Genomic DNA, 18,237 nt, shown 5'->3' on the forward strand with positions numbered 1-18,237 from the left:
CTCGGCCGCCCCTGGGCGGTCATGGCGGCAGGACGACTCCGGGGGCGGGAAGCACCATGATGGGACCGGCACACTCACTGTCAGGGGCGGCGGCCTGGCTGGGGGTGGGGGCGGTGGCCGCGGCCACCGACCACGCGATGCCCTGGCCCGTCCTCGTCGTCGGGGCGCTGATCACCGCGGGGGCGGCGCTCGCCCCCGACCTCGACCACAAGTCGGCGACCATCTCGCGCGCCTTCGGACCGGTGTCCCGGGGGCTCTGCGAGATCGTCGACAAGCTCTCGCACGCCGTCTACAAGGCGACCCGGATGCGCGGCGACTCGCACCGCAACGGCGGCCACCGGACCCTGACACACACCTGGCTGTGGGCGGTCCTGATCGGAGCCGGGGCCTCGGCCGCCGCCGTCCTCGGCGGCCGGTGGGCGGTCCTGGGAATTCTCTTCGTCCACATGGTGCTGGCCGTCGAAGGGCTGCTGTGGCGGGCCGCCCGGATGTCCAGCGACGTCCTGGTGTGGCTGCTCGGAGCGACCAGCGCCTGGACACTCGCGGGCATCCTGGACCAGCCGGGGCACGGATCGGGCTGGCTGTTCACCGATCCCGGCCAGGAGTACCTGTGGCTCGGTCTGCCGATCGTGCTCGGCGCCCTCGTCCACGACATCGGCGACGCGCTGACCGTCTCCGGCTGCCCGATCCTGTGGCCGATCCCGGTGGGACGCAAGCGCTGGTACCCGATCGGTCCGCCGAAGGCCATGCGGTTCCGCGCCGGGAGCTGGGTGGAGCTGAAGGTGCTGATGCCCGCCTTCATGGTCCTCGGCGGCCTGGGCGGAGCGGTGGCGCTGAACGTCATCTGACCCGCCGCCCCGGGGCGGCCCGGGCGGTCGGCCGCGGGGGAAGGACCGACGCGGCGGCCCCTGTGCCGGTGGCATCCGGCGACGACCGCGCCGGGCGGACGCGCTGCACGGTGGCCCGGGCGCGGATCGCGTCCGGGCCACCGGCGTACGCCACGGCGGACGGGCGCGACGCCCGTCCGCCACCCGCCGCCACCACGCACACGCGGTGCCGGTGCGGCGGCCGACCGACGCGCACCACACACGTCCGACGGAATCGTCCTCAGCCGTGCCAGGACCGCCACAGCGCCGCGTACGCGCCGTCCGCGGCCACCAGCTCGTCGTGGCTGCCCAGTTCGCTGATCCGGCCGTCCTCCACCACCGCGATCACATCCGCGTCGTGCGCGGTGTGCAACCGGTGGGCGATCGCCACGACCGTCCGTCCGTCCAGCACCCGGGCCAGTGACCGCTCCAGATGCCTGGCGGCCCGAGGATCCAGCAGCGACGTCGCCTCGTCCAGCACCAGTGTGTGCGGATCGGCAAGGACCAGCCGGGCCAGGGCGATCTGCTGCGCCTGGGCCGGAGTCAGCGCCAGACCACCGGAACCGACCTCGGCGTCGAGCCCCTTCTCCAGCTCCCTCGCCCAGCCGTCCGCGTCGACCGCCGCGAGGGACGCCCACAGCTCGGCGTCCTCGGCGGTCGTCCGGGCCAGCAGCAGGTTGTCCCGCAACGACCCGGCGAACACATGGTGCTCCTGGTTGACCAGCGCCACGTGCGTGCGTACGTCCTCCGCCTTCATCCGAGACAACTCGGCGCCGCCGAGCGTGACCTCTCCCATGCGCGGAGCGTAGATCCCGGCCAGCAACCGGCCCAGCGTGGACTTGCCGGCCCCGGACGGGCCGACCAGCGCGATACGCGTACCCGGTGGGACGTCCAACGACACCTCGTGCAGGACGTCCAGCCCGGCACGGTAGCCGAAGCGCACCTCGTCGGCCCGGACGTCCCGGCCGTCCGGGACGATCCGCGCGTCGCCCGCCTCCGGCTCGATGTCCCGCACACCGACCAGCCGGGCCAGCGACACCTGTGCCACCTGCAACTCGTCGTACCAGCGCAGGATCAGTCCGATGGGATCGACCATCATCTGCGCCAGCAACGCGCCCGTCGTCAGTTGCCCGACCGTCAGCCAGCCCTCGATGACGAACCAGCCGCCGAGCATCAGTACCGCGCCGAGGATGACCACATAAGTGGTGTTGATGACGGGGAAGAGCACGGAACGCAGGAAGAGCGTGTACCGCTCCCACGCGGTCCACTCCTTGATCCGCCGGTCCGACAGCGCGACCCGGCGCGCACCCAGGCGGTGGGCCTCGACCGTCCGCCCCGCGTCCACGGTCTCCGCGAGCGTCGCCGCGACCGCCGCGTACCCGGCGGCCTCCGAACGGTACGCGGACGGCGCCCGCCGGAAATACCAGCGGCAGCCCAGGATCAGGACGGGCAGGGCGAGCAGGACCGCCAGGGCCAGGGGCGGGGCCGTCGCCGTGAGCGCGGCGACCAGCAGCCCGGCCCAGACCACGCCGATCGCCAGCTGCGGCACGGCCTCGCGCATCGCGTTGGCCAGCCGGTCGATGTCCGTGGTGATCCTGGACAGCAGGTCACCCGTCCCGGCCCGCTCCAGCACGCCCGGCGGCAACGCGACCGACCGTACGAGGAAGTCCTCGCGCAGATCGGCCAGCATCTCCTCGCCGAGCATCGCGCTGCGCAGCCGCATCATCCGGGTGAACACGGTCTGCACGACCAGCGCGAGCGCGAACACCGCGGCGGTGCGCCCCAGATGGAGGTCCTCGACGCCGTCGGAGAGGTCCTCGACCAGGCCGCCCAGCAGATACGGGCCGACGATCGAGGCGATCACCGCTGTCGCGTTGAACGCGATCAGCACGGTGAACGGTCTGCGGTGACGCCGCAGCAGCTCCCGCACATAGCTCCGTACGGTGGTGCGGGTGCCCACCGGCAATGTCGTCGCCGACTCCGGCGCCGCCGGGTCGTACGTCGGTTCCGCGACGCCGATCATGCCCGTTCCTCGACTTCCTCGATCGTCCTGGGCGCGTTCCCGCCGTTCGGGTCCGCGATCTCCTCGTCCGTCTCGCGCGTCACCACCGCCCGGTAGCGCGGTTCCCCGCGCAGCAGTTCCCGGTGGGTTCCGACCGCGACGACCGTGCCCCGGTGCACCAGAGCCACCCGGTCCGCCAGGTCGAGCAGCAGTGGCGAGGAGGCGAACACCACGGTGGTGCGGCCCCGGCGCAGCTCCTTGATCCCGGCGGCGACCCGCGACTCCGTGTGCGAGTCGACGGCCGAGGTCGGCTCGTCGAGAACCAGCGCCTCGGGGTCGGTCACCAGTGAGCGGGCCAGTGCGAGCCGCTGACGTTGGCCGCCGGAGAGCGAGCGGCCACGCTCGGTGATGCGCGCGGACATGGGGTCGCCGTCCGTGGCGACGGACGCCCGTGCCAACGAGGCCAGCACATCGCCGCACCGGGCGGCGGACAGGGCCTCCTCGGCGGACACCCGGCCGGACGACGGCACGTCCAGCAGGTCCCGCAGTGTGCCGGAGAGCAGTACCGGGTCCTTGTCCTGCACCAGGACCGCGGTGCGGGCGGAGGCCAGCCGGAGCTCGTCCAGCGGAACGCCACCGAGCAGCACGGACGGCGGTTGGTGTCCCGCCGCACCGCTCGCGTTCCGCTCGGCGCCGGTGCTGCCGCCGGTCGTGGTGCCGGCCGTGGTGTCGGAGCCCGTATGCGGGTCCGTGTCGTTGTGCGCGTGTCCGCCGAGGCGTTCGGCCAGCCGGCCCGCCTCGTCCGGATCGCCGCAGACCACCGCGGTGAACAGGCCCGCCGGTGCGAGCAGCCCGGTGGCCGGGTCGTACAGATCGCCGGTCGGTGCGGCGTCGACGGTCGACGGCCGGTCGGTGCGGCGCAGCGACAGCACCCGGACCGCGCGCCGGGCGGAGGGCCGGGAGAAGGAGTACGCCATCGCGATCTCCTCGACGTGGCGCAGAGGGAACAGCAGCAGCGTCGCCGCGCTGTAGACCGTGACCAGCTGACCGACCCCGATCCGGCCGTCGCGGGCCAGCACCGCCCCGTACACGACCAACGAGATGAGCAGTACACCGGGCAGCAGTACCTGGATCGCCGAGATCAGCGACCACATCCGGGCGCTGTGCACCGCTGCCGTACGGACCTCCTGCGAGGCACGCCGGTAGCGGCCGAGAAACAGCTCCTCGCCGCCGATCCCGCGCAGCACCCGCAGTCCGGCGACGGTGTCCGAGGCCAGTTCGGTCGCCTTGCCCGCCTTCTCGCGCTGCAGGTCGGCGCGCCGGGTGGCCCGGGGGAGCAGGGGCAGTACCGCGAGGGCCAGCAACGGCACCGCGAGCGCCACCAGGATGCCCAGCGACGGGAGGTAGAGGACGAGCCCGGCACAGATCAGTACGAGGGCGGCGACCGCCGCTGCGAAGCGGGAGAGCGCCTCGACGAACCAGCCGATCTTCTCGACGTCACCGGTGGACACCGCGACGACCTCACCCGCGGCGACCCGGCGGGTGAGTGCCGAACCGAGTTCCGCGGTCTTGCGCGCCAGCAGTTGCTGAAGGCGGGCGGCCGCAGTGATCCAGTTGGTGATGGCGGCCCTGTGGAGCATGGTGTCGCCGACGGCCATCAGGATGCCCAGCGCGGCGATCAGACCGCCCGCCCACGCGAGCCGGCTGCCGGAACGGTCGACGACTGCCTGTACGGCGAGGCCGACGGCGGGGGGAAAGCCTGCCAGGGAGCACTGGTGCAACAGGCCCCAGGACATGGCCTTGAGCTGGCCGCGGAGCTGGTTGCGGCCCAGCCAGAGCAGGAGATGGGGGCCCGACCGTACATCGGGATCGCCGGGGTCCGAGTACGGAAGATCGCGAATTTGCATGACGTCCCATGGTTCGGTGTGCTGAATTGATCAGCGAATGTCGCAAACTGTCCAAGGCTCGCCCTAATGGGTTCACCTGGGCAATTGGATTTTTCCATGATGACGTCGGGGAGCAGCGGGATCCGGCCGCGGAACCTCTGCGTCCGGGAGCGAGAACCCGCGGGTGAGCGCCCTGCCGCGGTGCCTGCGGGAACCGGGCCTGCCCCGGTTCGACGGAGCCTTTCCGCAGCCCGGTCCCCTCATCCCTGTGTGCGGATGGGGCAGGACTCCTCCGGATCCTCCGAATCCATCCCGGAACGGGCCTTCTCCCACTCGCCGCGAGTGAAGTCCGGAATCTGCTGCGGCGCGTACTTCGCCGTGATGGAGAGATGACTGAGCGGCACGGATGCCGCGCCCACGGGTGCGGGGTGGACACGTCCTGCTCCAGTACCGGGACGTCCGGGGCCGCCGGGACACTCAGGACCGGCGGGACACCGAGGACCGTCGGGGCCGTCCGGCGAACGTGGCGGGCCGGTCGCCGGACGGCCCCGGCGATCACCGCGTAACGGGCCCCGGCCGGGTGGCCCGCTCCAGCTCCATCAGCACGGAGTAGTACGAGTGGCCCGTGGCCCGGTCCATACCGATCTCGCACATGCGGTTGGCGGAGAGGTGGGCGTCGTATTCCCGGGTGTTCACCTCCGCGGCCTCCTTCGCCGTGGCGGACTCCGTCAACTCCTTGTGCAGCATGCCGCGGTCGCCCGCGAAGGCACAGCATCCGGCGTCGTCGGGAATCACCACCTCGTGCGCGCACGCCTCCGCGACCGTGCGCAGCTGGTCCACATCGCCCAGGTGCTGCATGGAACACGTCGGATGCAGTACCGCCGAATCGATTTTCCGGAGCACCGTCAGCTCGGGGAGCAGCTCGTCGGCCGCCCAGACCAGGGAGTCGACGACGGTCAGCTCCTGGTGCAACTCCTTGTTGTCGTCGGTGAGATAGGGCACCACCTCGTGGGCGATGCCCAGCGTGCACGACGACGCGTCGACGACCAGCGGCAGCTTTCCACCCGCCGTCCAGCCCCAGGCCGCCTCCACGATGCGGTTGGCCATCACGGCGTTGCCCTCGTCGTACCCCTTCGAGTGCCAGATCGTCGCGCAGCAGGTACCCGCGACGTCGTCCGGAATCCATACCGGCTTCCCGGCGCGGGCGGAAACGGCGACGACGGCCTGCGGCAGCGACGGGCCGCGATGGCCCTCGGGGCCACCGAAGATGCGGTTCACGCACGCCGGGTAGTAGACGGCGCTCGCCCCGGCACGGGAGGTACGGGGCAGCTTCCGGGCGGCGGCGCCGGGAAGCTCGGGCAGCCACTCGGGGACCAGATCGGGGCGCACGGCCTTGCGGGCGAGCCCGGTGATGGTCTCCAGCGGCCCGTCGCCGAGGCGGTCCCCGATCCGGTCGGCCGCCGCGACCGCGAGCCGTGCCGCCGCCTCCACCGCCTTGAAGTTCTTCGCGGTGAGCGCCGCAACCCGCTCCTCGCGGGCGGAGTGCCGCTGGTGGCGGAAGTCCTTCATCATGGCGCCCGTGTCGATGCCGACCGGGCAGGCCAGCTTGCAGGTCGAGTCACCCGCGCAGGTGTCGACGGCGTCGTAGCCGTACGCGTCCAGCAGGCGTGACTCGACCGGCGCGCCGCCCGGCTGCCGCATCATCTCCCGACGCAGCACGATGCGCTGGCGGGGCGAGGTGGTGAGGTCGTGGCTGGGGCAGGTGGGCTCGCAGAATCCGCACTCGATGCAGGGGTCCGCGACCAGTTCGACCTTCGGGATCGTCTTCAGTCCGCGCAGGTGGGCCTTCGGGTCGCGGTCGAGGACGATGCGCGGGGCCAGCACCCCGTCGGGGTCGATGACCTGCTTGGTACGCCACATCAGCTCGGTCGCCCTCGGGCCCCACTCCAGCTCCAGGAACGGGGCGATGTTGCGTCCGGTGGCGTGCTCCGCCTTCAGGGAGCCGTCGAAGCGTTCCACGGTCAGTCGGCAGAAGTCGTCCATGAACGCCGCGTACCGGTCGACGTCGGACGGCTTCGCCGCGTCGAAGGCGAGCAGGAAGTGGAGGTTGCCGTGCGCCGCGTGCCCGGCGACGGCGGCGTCGAAACCGTGCTCCGCCTGGAGCGCGAGCAGCGCCTCGCAGGCGTCGGCCAGCCGCGAGGGCGGCACCGCGAAGTCCTCCGTGATCAGCGTCGTCCCCGAGGGACGGGTGCCGCCGACGGCGGTGACGAACGCCTTGCGGGCCTTCCAGTAACCCGCGATGACCTTGACGTCGCGGGTGAACTCATTGGTGACCGAGGCCACGGGCGCGACAAGGTCGAGCCCCTCGACGACGGACGCCGCGGCCCGCTCGTACGCCTCCCGGCCCGCTTCGTCCGGAGCCCGGAATTCCACCAACAGCGCCGTGGTCTCCTTGGGAAGCCCTGCCCAGTCCGCGGGCACGCCCCGGACACTCACGGATGCGCGCAGGGTGTTGCCGTCCATCAGCTCGACGGCGATCGCCCCGGCCTCGTTGAACCGGGGCACCGCGGCAGCGGCCGCGGTCAGGGAGGGGAAGAACAGCAGGGCGGTCGACACACTCCGGTCCAACGGCAGCGTGTCGAAGACGACCTCGGAGATGAAGCCGAAGGTGCCTTCCGAACCGACCATCAGACCGCGAAGGATCTCCACCGGCGTCGAGCCGTCCAGGAAGGCGTCGAGCCGGTAGCCGTTGGTGTTCTTGATCTCGTACTTGGCGCGGATCCGTGCCGTGAGCACGGGGTCCGCCTCGATGTCCGCCTTGAGCGCCATCAGCTCCTCGCAGAGCCGGGGCTCGGCCCGGGCCAGGTCCTCGTCCGCCGTGGGAGCGCCCGTGTCGACGACCGTACCGCTCGGCAGCACGAAGGTGAGTGAGGAGACGGTGCGATACGAATTGCGGGTGGTGCCCGCGGTCATGCCCGAGGCGTTGTTGGCCACGACTCCGCCGATCGTGCAGGCGATGGCGCTGGCCGGGTCGGGGCCGAGCAGGCGGCCGTACCGGGCGAGGGTGGCGTTGGCCCGCAGGATGGTCGTCCCCGGCCGGACGCGGGCCCGCGCGCCGTCGTCCAGCACCTCGATGCCCGCCCAGTGATGGCGCACGTCGACCAGGATGTCCTCGCCCTGGGCCTGGCCGTTCAGACTGGTGCCGGCGGCCCGGAACACGACCTCGCGCTCCTTGTCGTGCGCGTACGACAGGATCGCCGAGATGTCGTCGATGTCCTCCGCGACCACGACAACCCGGGGGAGGAACCGGTAGGGGCTGGCGTCGGAGGCGTACTTCACCAGGTCGGAGACCTTCCACAACACCTTCTCCGGTCCCAGCAGGCGGATCAGGTCGCCACGCAGCGGCTCGGGCGTACCGGCGGCCCGCACGTCGGGGACCCGGTCCGGGGACGGCGTACGCGCGGCTCCGGGGCGGAGTGCTTCCGGCTTCGGCTCCAGCAGTGGCATGGCGGGCTCTCCTCGGCGGTTCTGTTCTGTTCTGTTCGGTACGTCCGGCGGGTCTCGCATGTGCGCCGACCGGGCGTACACCTGTGCCCACAGGTTTAGCAGCGACGCTCCGGCATGCCGTTGACCAGGGCGGACAACAGACCACCGAGCACCTCGCGCTGATCGGTGGTCAATGGGGCAAGGATCTCCTCCGCGGCGGCCCGGCGCGCGTCGCGCAGCGACCGGAGGGTGGCGATTCCCTCCTCGGTGATCTCGATCCGGACCACCCGGCGGTTGTCCGGGTCGGGCGCGCGACGCACCCGACCGCTCGCCTCCAGGCCGTCGACCAGGCTCGTCACCGCGCGCGGGACGACGTCCAGCCGCCGGGCCAGATCCGCCATCCGGGGCGGCCCGTCGTAGTGGGCCACGGTGCGGAGCAGCCGGAACTGCGCGGGAGTGATCCCGATCGGCTCCAGTTGGCGGCTCTGGATCCGCTGGAGCCTGCGGGTCACGCGCGACAACTGCTCGGCGAGCACGCCGTCTGCGTCGGAGGATTCCATGCGGGAACGATATCAGGACCCTTGTCATTGTGAGCATAGGTAACAATGAGCTATGCTCTCGAAAGCTCGAAAGCTCGAAAGGAGCGGAGCCCCTGGGGCTCCGGGCCCGAACGGGTGTGCGGTCGGTATGCCGCCGACTTGCCGCCGGGGCCGGGGCGGCCCCGACCCGCCCGCCACGCATCTGCCGAAGGAGCCCATGAAACCCGACGAAATCACCTGGACGCCGCCGCCCCCGGACGGGGACCGCCCGCCCGCCGAGGTGCGCCGCATCCTGCGCCTGTTCCGTCCCTACCGGGGCCGGCTCGCCCTGGTGGGGCTGCTCGTCGGCGCCTCGTCCCTGGTCTCGGTCGCCTCGCCGTTCCTGTTGCGCGAGATCCTGGACACCGCCATCCCGCAGGGGCGCACCGGGCTCCTGTCGCTGCTCGCCGTCGGCATGATCCTCGCCGCCGTGATGAACGGCGTCCTCGGCGTCCTGCAGACCCTGATCTCCACCACGGTCGGCCAGCGCGTCATGCATGATCTGCGCACCGCGGTCTACGCCCAGTTGCAGCGGATGCCGCTCGCCTTCTTCACCCGTACGCGGACCGGCGAGGTCCAGTCCCGCATCGCCAACGACATCGGAGGCATGCAGGCGACCGTCACCTCCACCGCGACGTCGCTGGTCTCCAACCTCACCGCGGTCGTCGCGACCATCGTCGCGATGCTGGCGCTCGACTGGCGGCTCACGCTCGTCTCGCTCCTCCTGCTTCCCGTCTTCGTCTCGATCAGCCGGCGGGTCGGCCGTGAGCGCAAGAAGATCACCACTCGGCGTCAGAAGCAGATGGCCGCCATGGCGGCCACGGTCACCGAGTCGCTCTCCGTCAGCGGCATCCTGCTCGGCCGGACGATGGGCCGGGCGGACTCCCTCACCAAGGGCTTCGCCGAGGAGTCGGAGAAGCTCGTCGATCTCGAAGTCCGCTCCAGCATGGCCGGGCGGTGGCGGATGTCGACGATCGGCGTCGTCATGGCCGCCATGCCCGCCGTCATCTACTGGGTGGCGGGCATGGCCCTCCGGCCGGACGGCCCGGTCGTCTCCATCGGCACGCTCGTCGCCTTCGTCTCGCTCCAGCAGGCACTTTTCCGGCCCGCCGTGAGCCTGCTCTCCACCGGGGTGCAGATGCAGACGTCCCTCGCGCTGTTCCAGCGGATCTTCGAGTACCTCGATCTCGACGTGGACATCACCGAGCCCGAGAACCCCGTGCGGCTGGACCGGATCCGTGGCGAGATCCGCTTCGAGCACGTCGATTTCAGTTACGACGAGAAGAGCGGTCCGACACTCAGCGGCATTGACGTGACCGTGCCGGCCGGTGGCAGCCTGGCGGTGGTCGGCCCCACCGGGTCCGGCAAGTCCACCCTCAGCTATCTGGTGCCCAGGCTCTACGACGTCACCGGCGGCAGAGTCATGCTCGACGGTGTCGATGTCCGGGATCTGGACTTCGACACCCTGGCGCGGGCCGTGGGGGTGGTCTCGCAGGAGACCTACCTCTTCCACGCCTCGGTCGCCGACAACCTGCGCTTCGCCAAACCGGACGCGACCGATGCCGAGATCGAGGAGGCCGCCCGCGCGGCACAGATCCACGACCACATCGCCGCACTGCCCGACGGCTACGACACCTTGGTCGGCGAACGCGGCTACCGCTTCTCGGGCGGCGAGAAGCAGCGCCTCGCCATAGCCAGGACGATCCTGCGGGATCCGCCCGTGCTGGTGCTGGACGAGGCGACCAGCGCCCTCGACACGCGTACGGAGTTCGCCGTGCAGGAGGCGATCGACGCCCTCTCCGCGGGGCGCACCACCATCACCATCGCGCACCGGCTCTCCACCGTCCGCGACGCCGACCGGATCGTCGTCCTGGACGGCGGCCGGACGGAGGAGAGCGGCACCCACGACGAACTCCTGCGGCAGGACGGGCGCTACGCCGCACTCGTCCGCGGGGACACCCGGCTGGAGCCGGCGGCGAGTTGACCGGCGATGTCGCGCGGACGGTCGGGAACGCGCCGCACACGCGGCGGCGCCGCCGCTCCCGTGGGACGGGGAGCGACGGCGCCGGGCGGAACGACGGTCAGATGAGCCAACCCACGAAGTGGACGATGCCGGCGAGCAGGTTGGTGATGATGTTCATTTCGGTGGTTCTCCTTGAACACGATGCTTCTGAGGGACAGCACAGTCGCGGTCTGCAGCCCGTCGCTTGCGCCCCGTAATCATCAACCGCCACGGGGGAGCTGAGCAACGAATGGCGAAACGATCACACGTTCCAGCGAACACCCGATCCCCTGTTCGTGTGTTCTGGTCGTGGTGTGTGGACTTGGCCGGCCGGGCGGGGCCCCGCCCGGAGGGGGGCGGCCCCGGCGATCGCGCCCGTCGTCGCCCACCGGTAACGGCCCCGGGGAACGCGGCACGGCGGCGGTGGTCGCCCTCATGCCTTCGTTCCCGCCGTCTCGGCCGCGGCCTTCGTGCCGGCTCCGGCTTCGTCCAGCAGGCGTGTGATCTCGCGCACCGCGGCACGCCCCGCCCGATTGGCGCCGATGGTGCTGGCGGACGGCCCGTACCCGACGAGATGGACACGCGCGTCCCGTACCGCCCGCGTTCCCTCGACCCGGATGCCGCCGCCCGGTTCGCGCAGTCCCAGCGGCGCGAGGTGATCGAGGGCGGCCCGGAATCCGGTCGCCCAGAGGATCACGTCAGCCTCGACCTCGCGGCCGTCGTGCCAGGCGACCCCGGTCGGGGTGATCCGGTCGAACATCGGCAGCCGGTCGAGCACCCCGTTCTCGCGGGCGCGCCGCACCGCGTCGGTGAGCGGGAGCCCGGTCACGCTCACGACACTCCGCGGCGGCAGTCCGTGCCGTACGCGCTCCTCGACCATCGCCACGGCCGCCCGCCCCCGGTCCGCGTCGAACGGGCCCTCCCGGAAGACCGGCGGTCGGCGCGTCACCCAGTACGTCTCGGCCGCCACCTCGGCGATCTCCATCAGATGCTGCGTACCGAAGGCACCGCCACCGACCACCACCACGCGTCGGCCCGCGAACTCCGCGGGCCCCGGGTAGTTCGCGGTGTGCAGTTGACGCCCCCGGAAGCTCTCCCGGCCCGGGTAGTGGGGCAGGAAAGGCCTGTCCCACGTGCCGGTCGCGTTGATCAGGGCGCGGGTGGCGTACGTGCCCTCGGACGTCTCGACGCGCAGCCGCCCGCCGTCGCCCTCACGTACGGCGCTCACCTCGACCGGCCGGTGGACCCGCAGATCGAAGGCGCGCTCGTATGCGTCGAAGTACGCGCCGATCACCTCGGAGGAGGGGCGGCCCCCGTCGGCCCCGGTCAGCTCCATGCCGGGCAGCGCGTGCATACCGTGCACTTTGTCGTACGTCAGCGAGGGCCAGCGGAACTGCCAGGCTCCACCGGGGCGCGGGCCGCGGTCGAGCACGACGAAGTCCCGGTCGGGTTCGAGGCCGACCCGCCGCAGATGATGGGCGCCGGACAGTCCCGCCTGCCCGGCGCCCACCACGACGACCTCGACCGTGTGCGGCGCACCCTCCCCAGAATTGTTCATGCTTCTACTAACTTCTTCGCGGGTGAGGATCTTCCCGAGAGCGACCGCGACGCGGAGCACGGGAGCGTGATGAACCGGGGGACCACGGGGCCGCCGCACCGCGGGCAGTCCGTCGCCCCCGTTTCCCGGCCTCGACGGCCGTCGGCACAGCTGTTCGGCCGCCTTGACGATTCGCAGGAGCGGGGAGCGGGGAGCGGGGAGCGGGGAGCGGGGAGAGGAGCGGGGGAGCGGGGGAGTGGGGGAGTGGGGACGGAGGAGCAGCCGAGGAGGACGGGGGCGGGTCGCGGTCGAACCGCGTGTCGACGTCAGCGGCGAACGAGAAGGGGCAGGCCGAACGCGTCGGCGCCCCCGACGGCCAGTTCGTCCGGCAGCCGGGAACGGAGCGCGGCGAATTCCCGACTCACCGCGGCCCGCGGTCGGTCGAGCACGCCGGGAGTCCCGTAAGCGATCGCCCCGCCCCGCCTCACCGGACCGGGCTCAGGCACCCGCGCCCGGGCCGGCGAGGCGCGCCGCGACTCGTCCCCGCAGGGCGTTCCCGGCCGGGCGCGGGATCCTCCGCCTGCCCGGCCTCCACCAACGCACGGTCGGCACAAGGACGTTCGGGCCATCCGGGCAGTCCCGCCGACACGCCGCGCCGACCCGTTGACAGGCACGTGCTCCGGGGAACGGCCGACCGGACCACGCGGTCACCGTCGGCAGGTGTGGAGGAAGGGCGTCGGCAGCCGCGGCGACACGCGGCGGAGGCCACCCGCGGCAGGTAGATGTGACCGCGCGAAGCGAGCACAACCGAACGGAACATGCAGCCGGACGCGGCGATCCGCGACCGCGACGGTCAATGGGCTCCCGGCACGTGGACGCGCGATCCCGCGGTGGGAGGAGAAGATGGAGCCATGCCCCACGCCTTCACCACCAGCGTCCTGCACATCACCACAGGAGCGACGGAGTCCGTCACCGACCTGACGCACGACTGCGCAAGGTTCCTCGACCGGGCGGCCCGTGGCGCGGACGGGCTGCTGAACATCTTCGTACCGCACGCCACCGCGGGCATCGCCGTCCTCGAAACCGGTTCGGGCAGCGACGACGACCTCCTGGCCGCCCTCCATACCCTGCTTCCCGCCGACGACCGCTGGCAGCACCGCCACGGCAGCCCCGGCCATGGCCGTGACCACGTACTGCCCGCCCTGGTGCCGCCGCACGCGACACTTCCGGTGATCGCGGGCCGACTGGAACTGGGGACGTGGCAGTCGGTGTGTCTGATCGATACGAACAGGGACAATCCGGAGCGTCGGGTACGGCTGAGTTTCCTGGGCTGAGCGGGGACGAGTACCGGTCCGCTCCGCATTCGAGCGGTGCGGCCGAGGCCGGCACGGCATCATGTCCCCATGCGCACACCCGAGGCCGTTTCCGTCACGCTGGTACGCGGTGACATCAGCCGGCAGGTCGCCGATGTCATCGTGAACGCGGCCAACTCCTCCCTGCTCGGAGGCGGCGGGGTCGACGGGGCCATCCACCGGCGCGGTGGCGTCGACATCCTCGCGGCGTGCCGCGAACTCCGGGCCTCGCGTTACGGAAGGGGCCTGCCCACCGGCCAGGCCGTCGCCACGACCGCCGGGCGGCTGGACGCCCGATGGGTGGTTCACACCGTCGGCCCGGTCTGGAGCAGTGTCGAGGACCGTTCCGCCCTTCTCGCCTCCTGCTACCGCGAGTCGCTGCGGGTGGCGGCGGAGCTGGGGGCGCGCACCGTCGCCTTTCCGGCCATCTCGACCGGGATCTACGGCTGGCCGATGGACGACGGGGCGCGCATCGCCGTTCGTACGGTGCTGGAGGAGGCCGCTCCGCCCGTCGAGGAGGTGCGGTTCGTGCTTTTCGACGCGCACGCGTACGCGGAGTTCCGGGAGGCGCTGGCGGCACGCGGCTGACCTGTTCCCGGTCCGTCGAAGACCGCCGTGGTCAGCAGGCAGGGCGTGCTCACCACGGTGCCGCCCGCGGAGGGCTCGATCCATCGGAGTGTGTCCGCGGCAGGTGTCGCGCCGTGCTCGCGACCGACACCTACTCGGGTGAGCCCAGCCCAGCGCTGCCGGTCGGCGTGTCGTCCGCCGGATGCCGAGCGGCTGCGGACTGCCGCCCGAGTCGGCCGCACGGGCCCGGCGGCATCCGCGTCCCCCCGCCGGGAGCACGGACGGCGGCCCAGTCGGCAGCCGCCCATGACGAGGAGACGTCGAGAGGCCCCGGCAGCGGAACATCGATGTCGGATTCTCGCCAGTCCCGCGGTGCCCGGTGCCCCATGCTGGGGACATGCACACCGACACCGAGCGCTGCGTGCGGGCTGTCCGGTCCAAGGACGCCCGTTTCGACGGCTGGTTCTTCACGGCGGTCCTGACCACCCGGATCTACTGCCGCCCCAGCTGCCCCGTCGTGCCGCCCAAGGTCGAGAACATGACCTTCTACCCCAGTGCCGCCGCGTGTCAGCAGGCGGGTTTCCGGGCGTGCAAGCGGTGCCGGCCCGACACCAGCCCCGGCTCCCCGGAATGGAACGCCCGCGCCGACTCCGTGGCCCGCGCCATGCGCCTCATCCGGGAGGGGGTCGTCGACCGGGAGGGAGTCCCCGGACTCGCGGCCCACCTCGGCTACTCCGCCCGGCAGATCGAGCGCCAGCTGCTCGCCGAGCTGGGCGCCGGCCCACTCGCCCTGGCCCGCGCCCAACGCGCCCAGACCGCGCGCCTGCTCATCGAGACGACCGGGCTCCCCATGGCCGAGGTGGCGTTCGCCGCCGGATTCTCCTCGATCCGCACCTTCAACGAGACCGTCCGCGAGGTCTTCGCACTCGCCCCCGGCGAACTGCGCGGCCGCGCCGCCCGGTCCACGACACCGACGCCCACACCGGGGGTGGTGGTGCTGCGCCTGCCGTACCGTGCCCCACTCAACCCCTCCAACCTCTTCGGTCACCTCGCCGCGACGGCGGTACCCGGCGTCGAGGAGTGGCGCGACGGCGCGTACCGCCGCAGCCTCACCCTCCGCCACGGACACGGCATCGTCGCCCTCACTCCGCGCCCCGACCACATCGGCTGCCGTCTCCTGCTCACCGACCCGCGCGATCTCACCCTCGCGATCAGCCGCTGCCGCTGGCTGCTCGACCTGGACGCCGACCCGGTGGCCGTGGACGACCAGCTGCGCGCCGACCCGCTGCTCGCCCCCCTGGTCGACAAGGCCCCCGGGCGCCGGGTGCCGCGCACCGTCGACGGAGCGGAATTCGCCGTACGGGCGGTGCTCGGTCAGCAGGTCTCGACCGCCGCCGCGCGCACCCACGCGGCCCGCCTGGTCGCCGCGCACGGCCTGCCCGTCGACGACCCCGAGGGCGGCCTCACCCATCTGTTCCCGACCCCGGAGGCGCTCGCCGGGCTCGACCCCGAGCGGCTCGCCCTGCCGCGCAGCCGCCGCACCACCCTCACCACACTCGTCGGCGCCCTCGCCGACGGGACACTCGGGCTCGGCACCGGCACCGACTGGGAGAGGACCCGGACCGAACTCGCCGCCCTCCCCGGCTTCGGCCCCTGGACCGTGGAGGTGATCGCGATGCGGGCGCTCGGCGACCCGGACGCCTTCCTCCCCACCGACCTCGGCATCCGCCGGGCCGCCGCGGAACTCGGCCTCCCGTCGACACCCGCCGCTCTCACCGCCCGGGCGGCGGCCTGGCGTCCCTGGCGGGCCTACGCGGTCCAGTACCTCTGGACCGTCGACGACCACGCCATCAACCACCTGCCCGCATGAACCAGTTGGGAAGTACCGCCATGACCGCCACGCCCATGCGCGAGACCCGGCAGCAGGCCACCGACAGCCACCGACGACACACCGTCGTCGACAGCCCGTACGGTCCACTGACCCTCGTCGCCACCGACGGCACCCTCTCGGGCCTCTACATGACCGGACAACGCCACCGCCCGCCGGAGGAGACCTTCGGCGAGCCCGACCCGGAGCCGTTCACCGAGGCGACCCGCCAGCTCGACGCCTACTTCGCGGGCGAACTGCGCGCGTTCGACCTGCCGTTGCGCCTGGACGGCACCCCGTTCCAACGTGCCGTCTGGGCACAGCTCCAGCGCATCCCGTACGGCGAGACCCGCTCGTACGGCGAACTGGCGGAATGTCTCGGCAAACCGGGGGCCTCACGTGCGGTGGGCCTCGCCAACGGCAAGAACCCGGTGGGCATCATCGTCCCCTGCCACCGTGTCATCGGCGCCTCCGGCGGCCTCACCGGCTACGGCGGCGGGCTCGACCGCAAACAGCGACTGCTGGCCTTCGAGAAGAGCGGGCGGGACGACACCACGACCCTCTTCTGACACACCCGGGCACGCCCCCGCACCCCGGCCGGCGCTCTGCGGCCCGTCCCGCCGGGGGAGGGGGCCGCGGTGACGGGCCCGGCGAGCCGGGCGTCCGTGAACGGGCCGGGAGCGCCGGCCGCCACCCGCCCCGTCCGGCGACGGCGGCCGGTGGCGGTCCGCGGCGGCGTGCGACGTCAGCCGACGAAGATCTCCGCCACGGTCCAGACCGCCAGGCCCAGCATGCAGATGCCGCCGATCCGCTGAACGGTCTTGAGCGGCACCCGCTTCGCGATGAACTGCCCCGCCAGCAGCGCCAGCGCCGAGACCGACATCAGCGCGGCGGCGGACCCGATCGCCGTGGACCAGGTGCCGTTGCTCGCCGCCAGGTTGGCCGTGGTGATCTGGGTCAGGTCACCCCACTCGCTGATGAAGACCGCCATGAACGCCGTCGAATAGACGGGCCAGAACCCGGTCACCGTCCGGGTGCCGCCCTCCTCCTCGTCATCGCCGCCACCGGCCCGCAGCAGCATGAACGCCCCGAACGCGAACAGGGAGGCGGAGACGACCTTGACGAGCCAGCCCGGCAGCAGCCCGATGAGGCTGCCCGCACCGACGGCGATGGCGACGTGCACGATGAACGCGGACGACGTACCGAACCAGACGTACAACGGTTTCATGCGCGTGCCCATGGCGAGGGACGCGAACATGGTCTTGTCCGGGAGTTCGGCGAGGAAGATCAGCCCGAAGGCGGTGAAGATCGCCAGGGGGTCGAGGTGCATTCCGGGTGGCTTTCTGTGAGAGCCGGGCCCCGGGCCTTCGCGAAGCGCCACTCGGGCTCCCGGAGGACCACTCGGCCCGGCACGACATCGACACCCACGGGGCGCGGGCGCGTCATACCTGACCGAAGGTCTCGCCCGCCCGCGGAAATCCACGGGCCCGGCCACCGGGAACCCGGGGGTTCCAGTGTGTCGACGACCGGTTCGCGGGGCTACTCCCCTTCGCAGCGCACCACTCTACCCCACCGGCCACCGGTGGAGCGCAGATGTTCGAGCCGGGGACGGGATCGGTACAGTCCCCGCGTGATCGTCAGAACCACCACCCGGAGCCGTCCCGCATGAGCCGCCGCACCCTCGACGCCGCCCCCGCCCGGGGCACATCCCGGCCCACCGTCAGCGTCTGCCGCGGCTGCTGCTGCGGAACGCCGAAGATCCCGGACGTGGATCACGCCGGTCAGCTCTCCGGACTGCGCCGGGCACTCGACACGGTGGCCACGGTCCGCGCCGTGGAATGCCTGGACGCCTGCGAGCAGGCCAATGTCATCGTCGTCCAGCCCTCGGCGCGGGGGCGCGGCGCCGGGGGCCGCCCGGTCTGGCTCGGCCTGGTCAACGATCCGGACGCGGTGCGGGACATCGCGGCCTGGGTCGAGGCGGGCGGTCCCGGACTGGCCGATCCGCCGGAGATCCTCGACCTGTACACCTTCCGCCCCTCCCGCCGCGTACAGCGGGAACTCGATCGCTGAGGGCCTCGCCCGTACCGGACCGCC

The 18,237-nt window shown here is 72.1% G+C and carries 15 protein-coding genes; 7 read left to right on the forward strand and 8 right to left on the reverse strand.

Annotated elements, in window-relative coordinates; genetic code table 11:
* Positions 1-56 precede the first annotated feature (56 nt).
* Positions 57-848 carry a metal-dependent hydrolase gene (locus tag ACF1CT_RS24875; protein WP_391786147.1) on the forward strand — a complete coding sequence of 264 codons (792 nt, stop codon included), beginning with the start codon at positions 57-59 and terminating at the stop codon, positions 846-848.
* A gap of 259 nt (positions 849-1,107) precedes the next feature.
* Here ACF1CT_RS24875 and ACF1CT_RS24880 read toward each other — a convergent pair whose 3' ends face one another.
* The 5 genes from ACF1CT_RS24880 to ACF1CT_RS24900 all read right to left on the reverse strand — a co-directional run bounded on the left by ACF1CT_RS24880 (position 1,108) and on the right by ACF1CT_RS24900 (position 8,800).
* On the reverse strand, positions 1,108-2,889 hold the full coding sequence (locus ACF1CT_RS24880) for an ABC transporter ATP-binding protein (RefSeq protein ID WP_391786148.1): 1,782 nt from the start codon (positions 2,887-2,889) through the stop codon (positions 1,108-1,110).
* Positions 2,886-4,775, reverse strand: coding sequence for an ABC transporter transmembrane domain-containing protein (locus ACF1CT_RS24885; protein ID WP_391786149.1), 1,890 nt, complete (start codon positions 4,773-4,775; stop codon positions 2,886-2,888). Before ACF1CT_RS24885 ends, ACF1CT_RS24880 begins: the two co-directional genes overlap by 4 nt.
* Positions 4,776-5,014: 239 nt before the next feature.
* A complete protein-coding gene (locus ACF1CT_RS24890; protein ID WP_391786257.1) occupies positions 5,015-5,173 on the reverse strand; it encodes a hypothetical protein in 159 nt (52 codons plus the stop codon).
* Positions 5,174-5,309: 136 nt separating this feature from the next.
* Positions 5,310-8,261, reverse strand: a complete 2,952-nt coding sequence (locus ACF1CT_RS24895) for an FAD-binding and (Fe-S)-binding domain-containing protein (RefSeq protein WP_391786150.1) — start codon at positions 8,259-8,261, stop codon at positions 5,310-5,312.
* Between the two features lie 95 nt (positions 8,262-8,356).
* Entirely contained in the window at positions 8,357-8,800 is a 444-nt protein-coding gene (locus ACF1CT_RS24900; protein ID WP_391786151.1) for a MarR family winged helix-turn-helix transcriptional regulator, read from the reverse strand.
* A 196-nt stretch (positions 8,801-8,996) separates the two neighbouring features.
* Here ACF1CT_RS24900 and ACF1CT_RS24905 point away from each other — a divergent pair, with 196 nt between their 5' ends.
* Positions 8,997-10,802 (forward strand): ABC transporter ATP-binding protein, encoded by a 1,806-nt coding sequence (locus ACF1CT_RS24905; protein ID WP_391786152.1) that lies wholly within the window; start codon positions 8,997-8,999, stop codon positions 10,800-10,802.
* Positions 10,803-11,253: 451 nt separating this feature from the next.
* On the opposite strand, the gene ACF1CT_RS24910 is transcribed toward ACF1CT_RS24905, so the two are convergent.
* Both ACF1CT_RS24910 and ACF1CT_RS24915 read right to left on the reverse strand, forming a co-directional pair.
* Positions 11,254-12,378 carry an NAD(P)-binding domain-containing protein gene (locus tag ACF1CT_RS24910; protein WP_391786153.1) on the reverse strand — a complete coding sequence of 375 codons (1,125 nt, stop codon included), beginning with the start codon at positions 12,376-12,378 and terminating at the stop codon, positions 11,254-11,256.
* A 305-nt stretch (positions 12,379-12,683) separates the two neighbouring features.
* The gene (locus ACF1CT_RS24915) at positions 12,684-12,806 is read right to left on the reverse strand and encodes a hypothetical protein (RefSeq protein ID WP_391786154.1); all 123 of its coding nucleotides are present in this window, start codon (positions 12,804-12,806) and stop codon (positions 12,684-12,686) included.
* Positions 12,807-13,268: 462 nt separating this feature from the next.
* Between ACF1CT_RS24915 and ACF1CT_RS24920 the strand changes: the two genes are divergently transcribed.
* The 4 genes from ACF1CT_RS24920 to ACF1CT_RS24935 all read left to right on the forward strand — a co-directional run bounded on the left by ACF1CT_RS24920 (position 13,269) and on the right by ACF1CT_RS24935 (position 16,712).
* Positions 13,269-13,691, forward strand: coding sequence for a secondary thiamine-phosphate synthase enzyme YjbQ (locus ACF1CT_RS24920; RefSeq protein WP_391786155.1), 423 nt, complete (start codon positions 13,269-13,271; stop codon positions 13,689-13,691).
* A gap of 69 nt (positions 13,692-13,760) precedes the next feature.
* On the forward strand, positions 13,761-14,297 hold the full coding sequence (locus tag ACF1CT_RS24925) for an O-acetyl-ADP-ribose deacetylase (RefSeq protein WP_391786156.1): 537 nt from the start codon (positions 13,761-13,763) through the stop codon (positions 14,295-14,297).
* A 376-nt stretch (positions 14,298-14,673) separates the two neighbouring features.
* Positions 14,674-16,146, forward strand: coding sequence for an AlkA N-terminal domain-containing protein (locus ACF1CT_RS24930; protein WP_391786157.1), 1,473 nt, complete (start codon positions 14,674-14,676; stop codon positions 16,144-16,146).
* A gap of 20 nt (positions 16,147-16,166) precedes the next feature.
* On the forward strand, positions 16,167-16,712 hold the full coding sequence (locus ACF1CT_RS24935) for a methylated-DNA--[protein]-cysteine S-methyltransferase (RefSeq protein WP_391786158.1): 546 nt from the start codon (positions 16,167-16,169) through the stop codon (positions 16,710-16,712).
* Positions 16,713-16,888: 176 nt separating this feature from the next.
* Here the strand turns inward: ACF1CT_RS24935 and ACF1CT_RS24940 are convergent, their stop codons facing one another.
* The gene (locus ACF1CT_RS24940; RefSeq protein ID WP_391786159.1) at positions 16,889-17,473 is read right to left on the reverse strand and encodes a TMEM165/GDT1 family protein; all 585 of its coding nucleotides are present in this window, start codon (positions 17,471-17,473) and stop codon (positions 16,889-16,891) included.
* A 335-nt stretch (positions 17,474-17,808) separates the two neighbouring features.
* On the opposite strand from ACF1CT_RS24940, the gene ACF1CT_RS24945 reads away from it, so the two are divergent.
* Entirely contained in the window at positions 17,809-18,213 is a 405-nt protein-coding gene (locus tag ACF1CT_RS24945) for a (2Fe-2S) ferredoxin domain-containing protein (RefSeq protein ID WP_391786160.1), read from the forward strand.
* Positions 18,214-18,237: the final 24 nt, after the last annotated feature.

The sequence above is a fragment of the Streptomyces sp. NPDC014734 genome, from assembly GCF_043083325.1.
Taxonomy (GTDB): Bacteria; Actinomycetota; Actinomycetes; order Streptomycetales; family Streptomycetaceae; genus Streptomyces.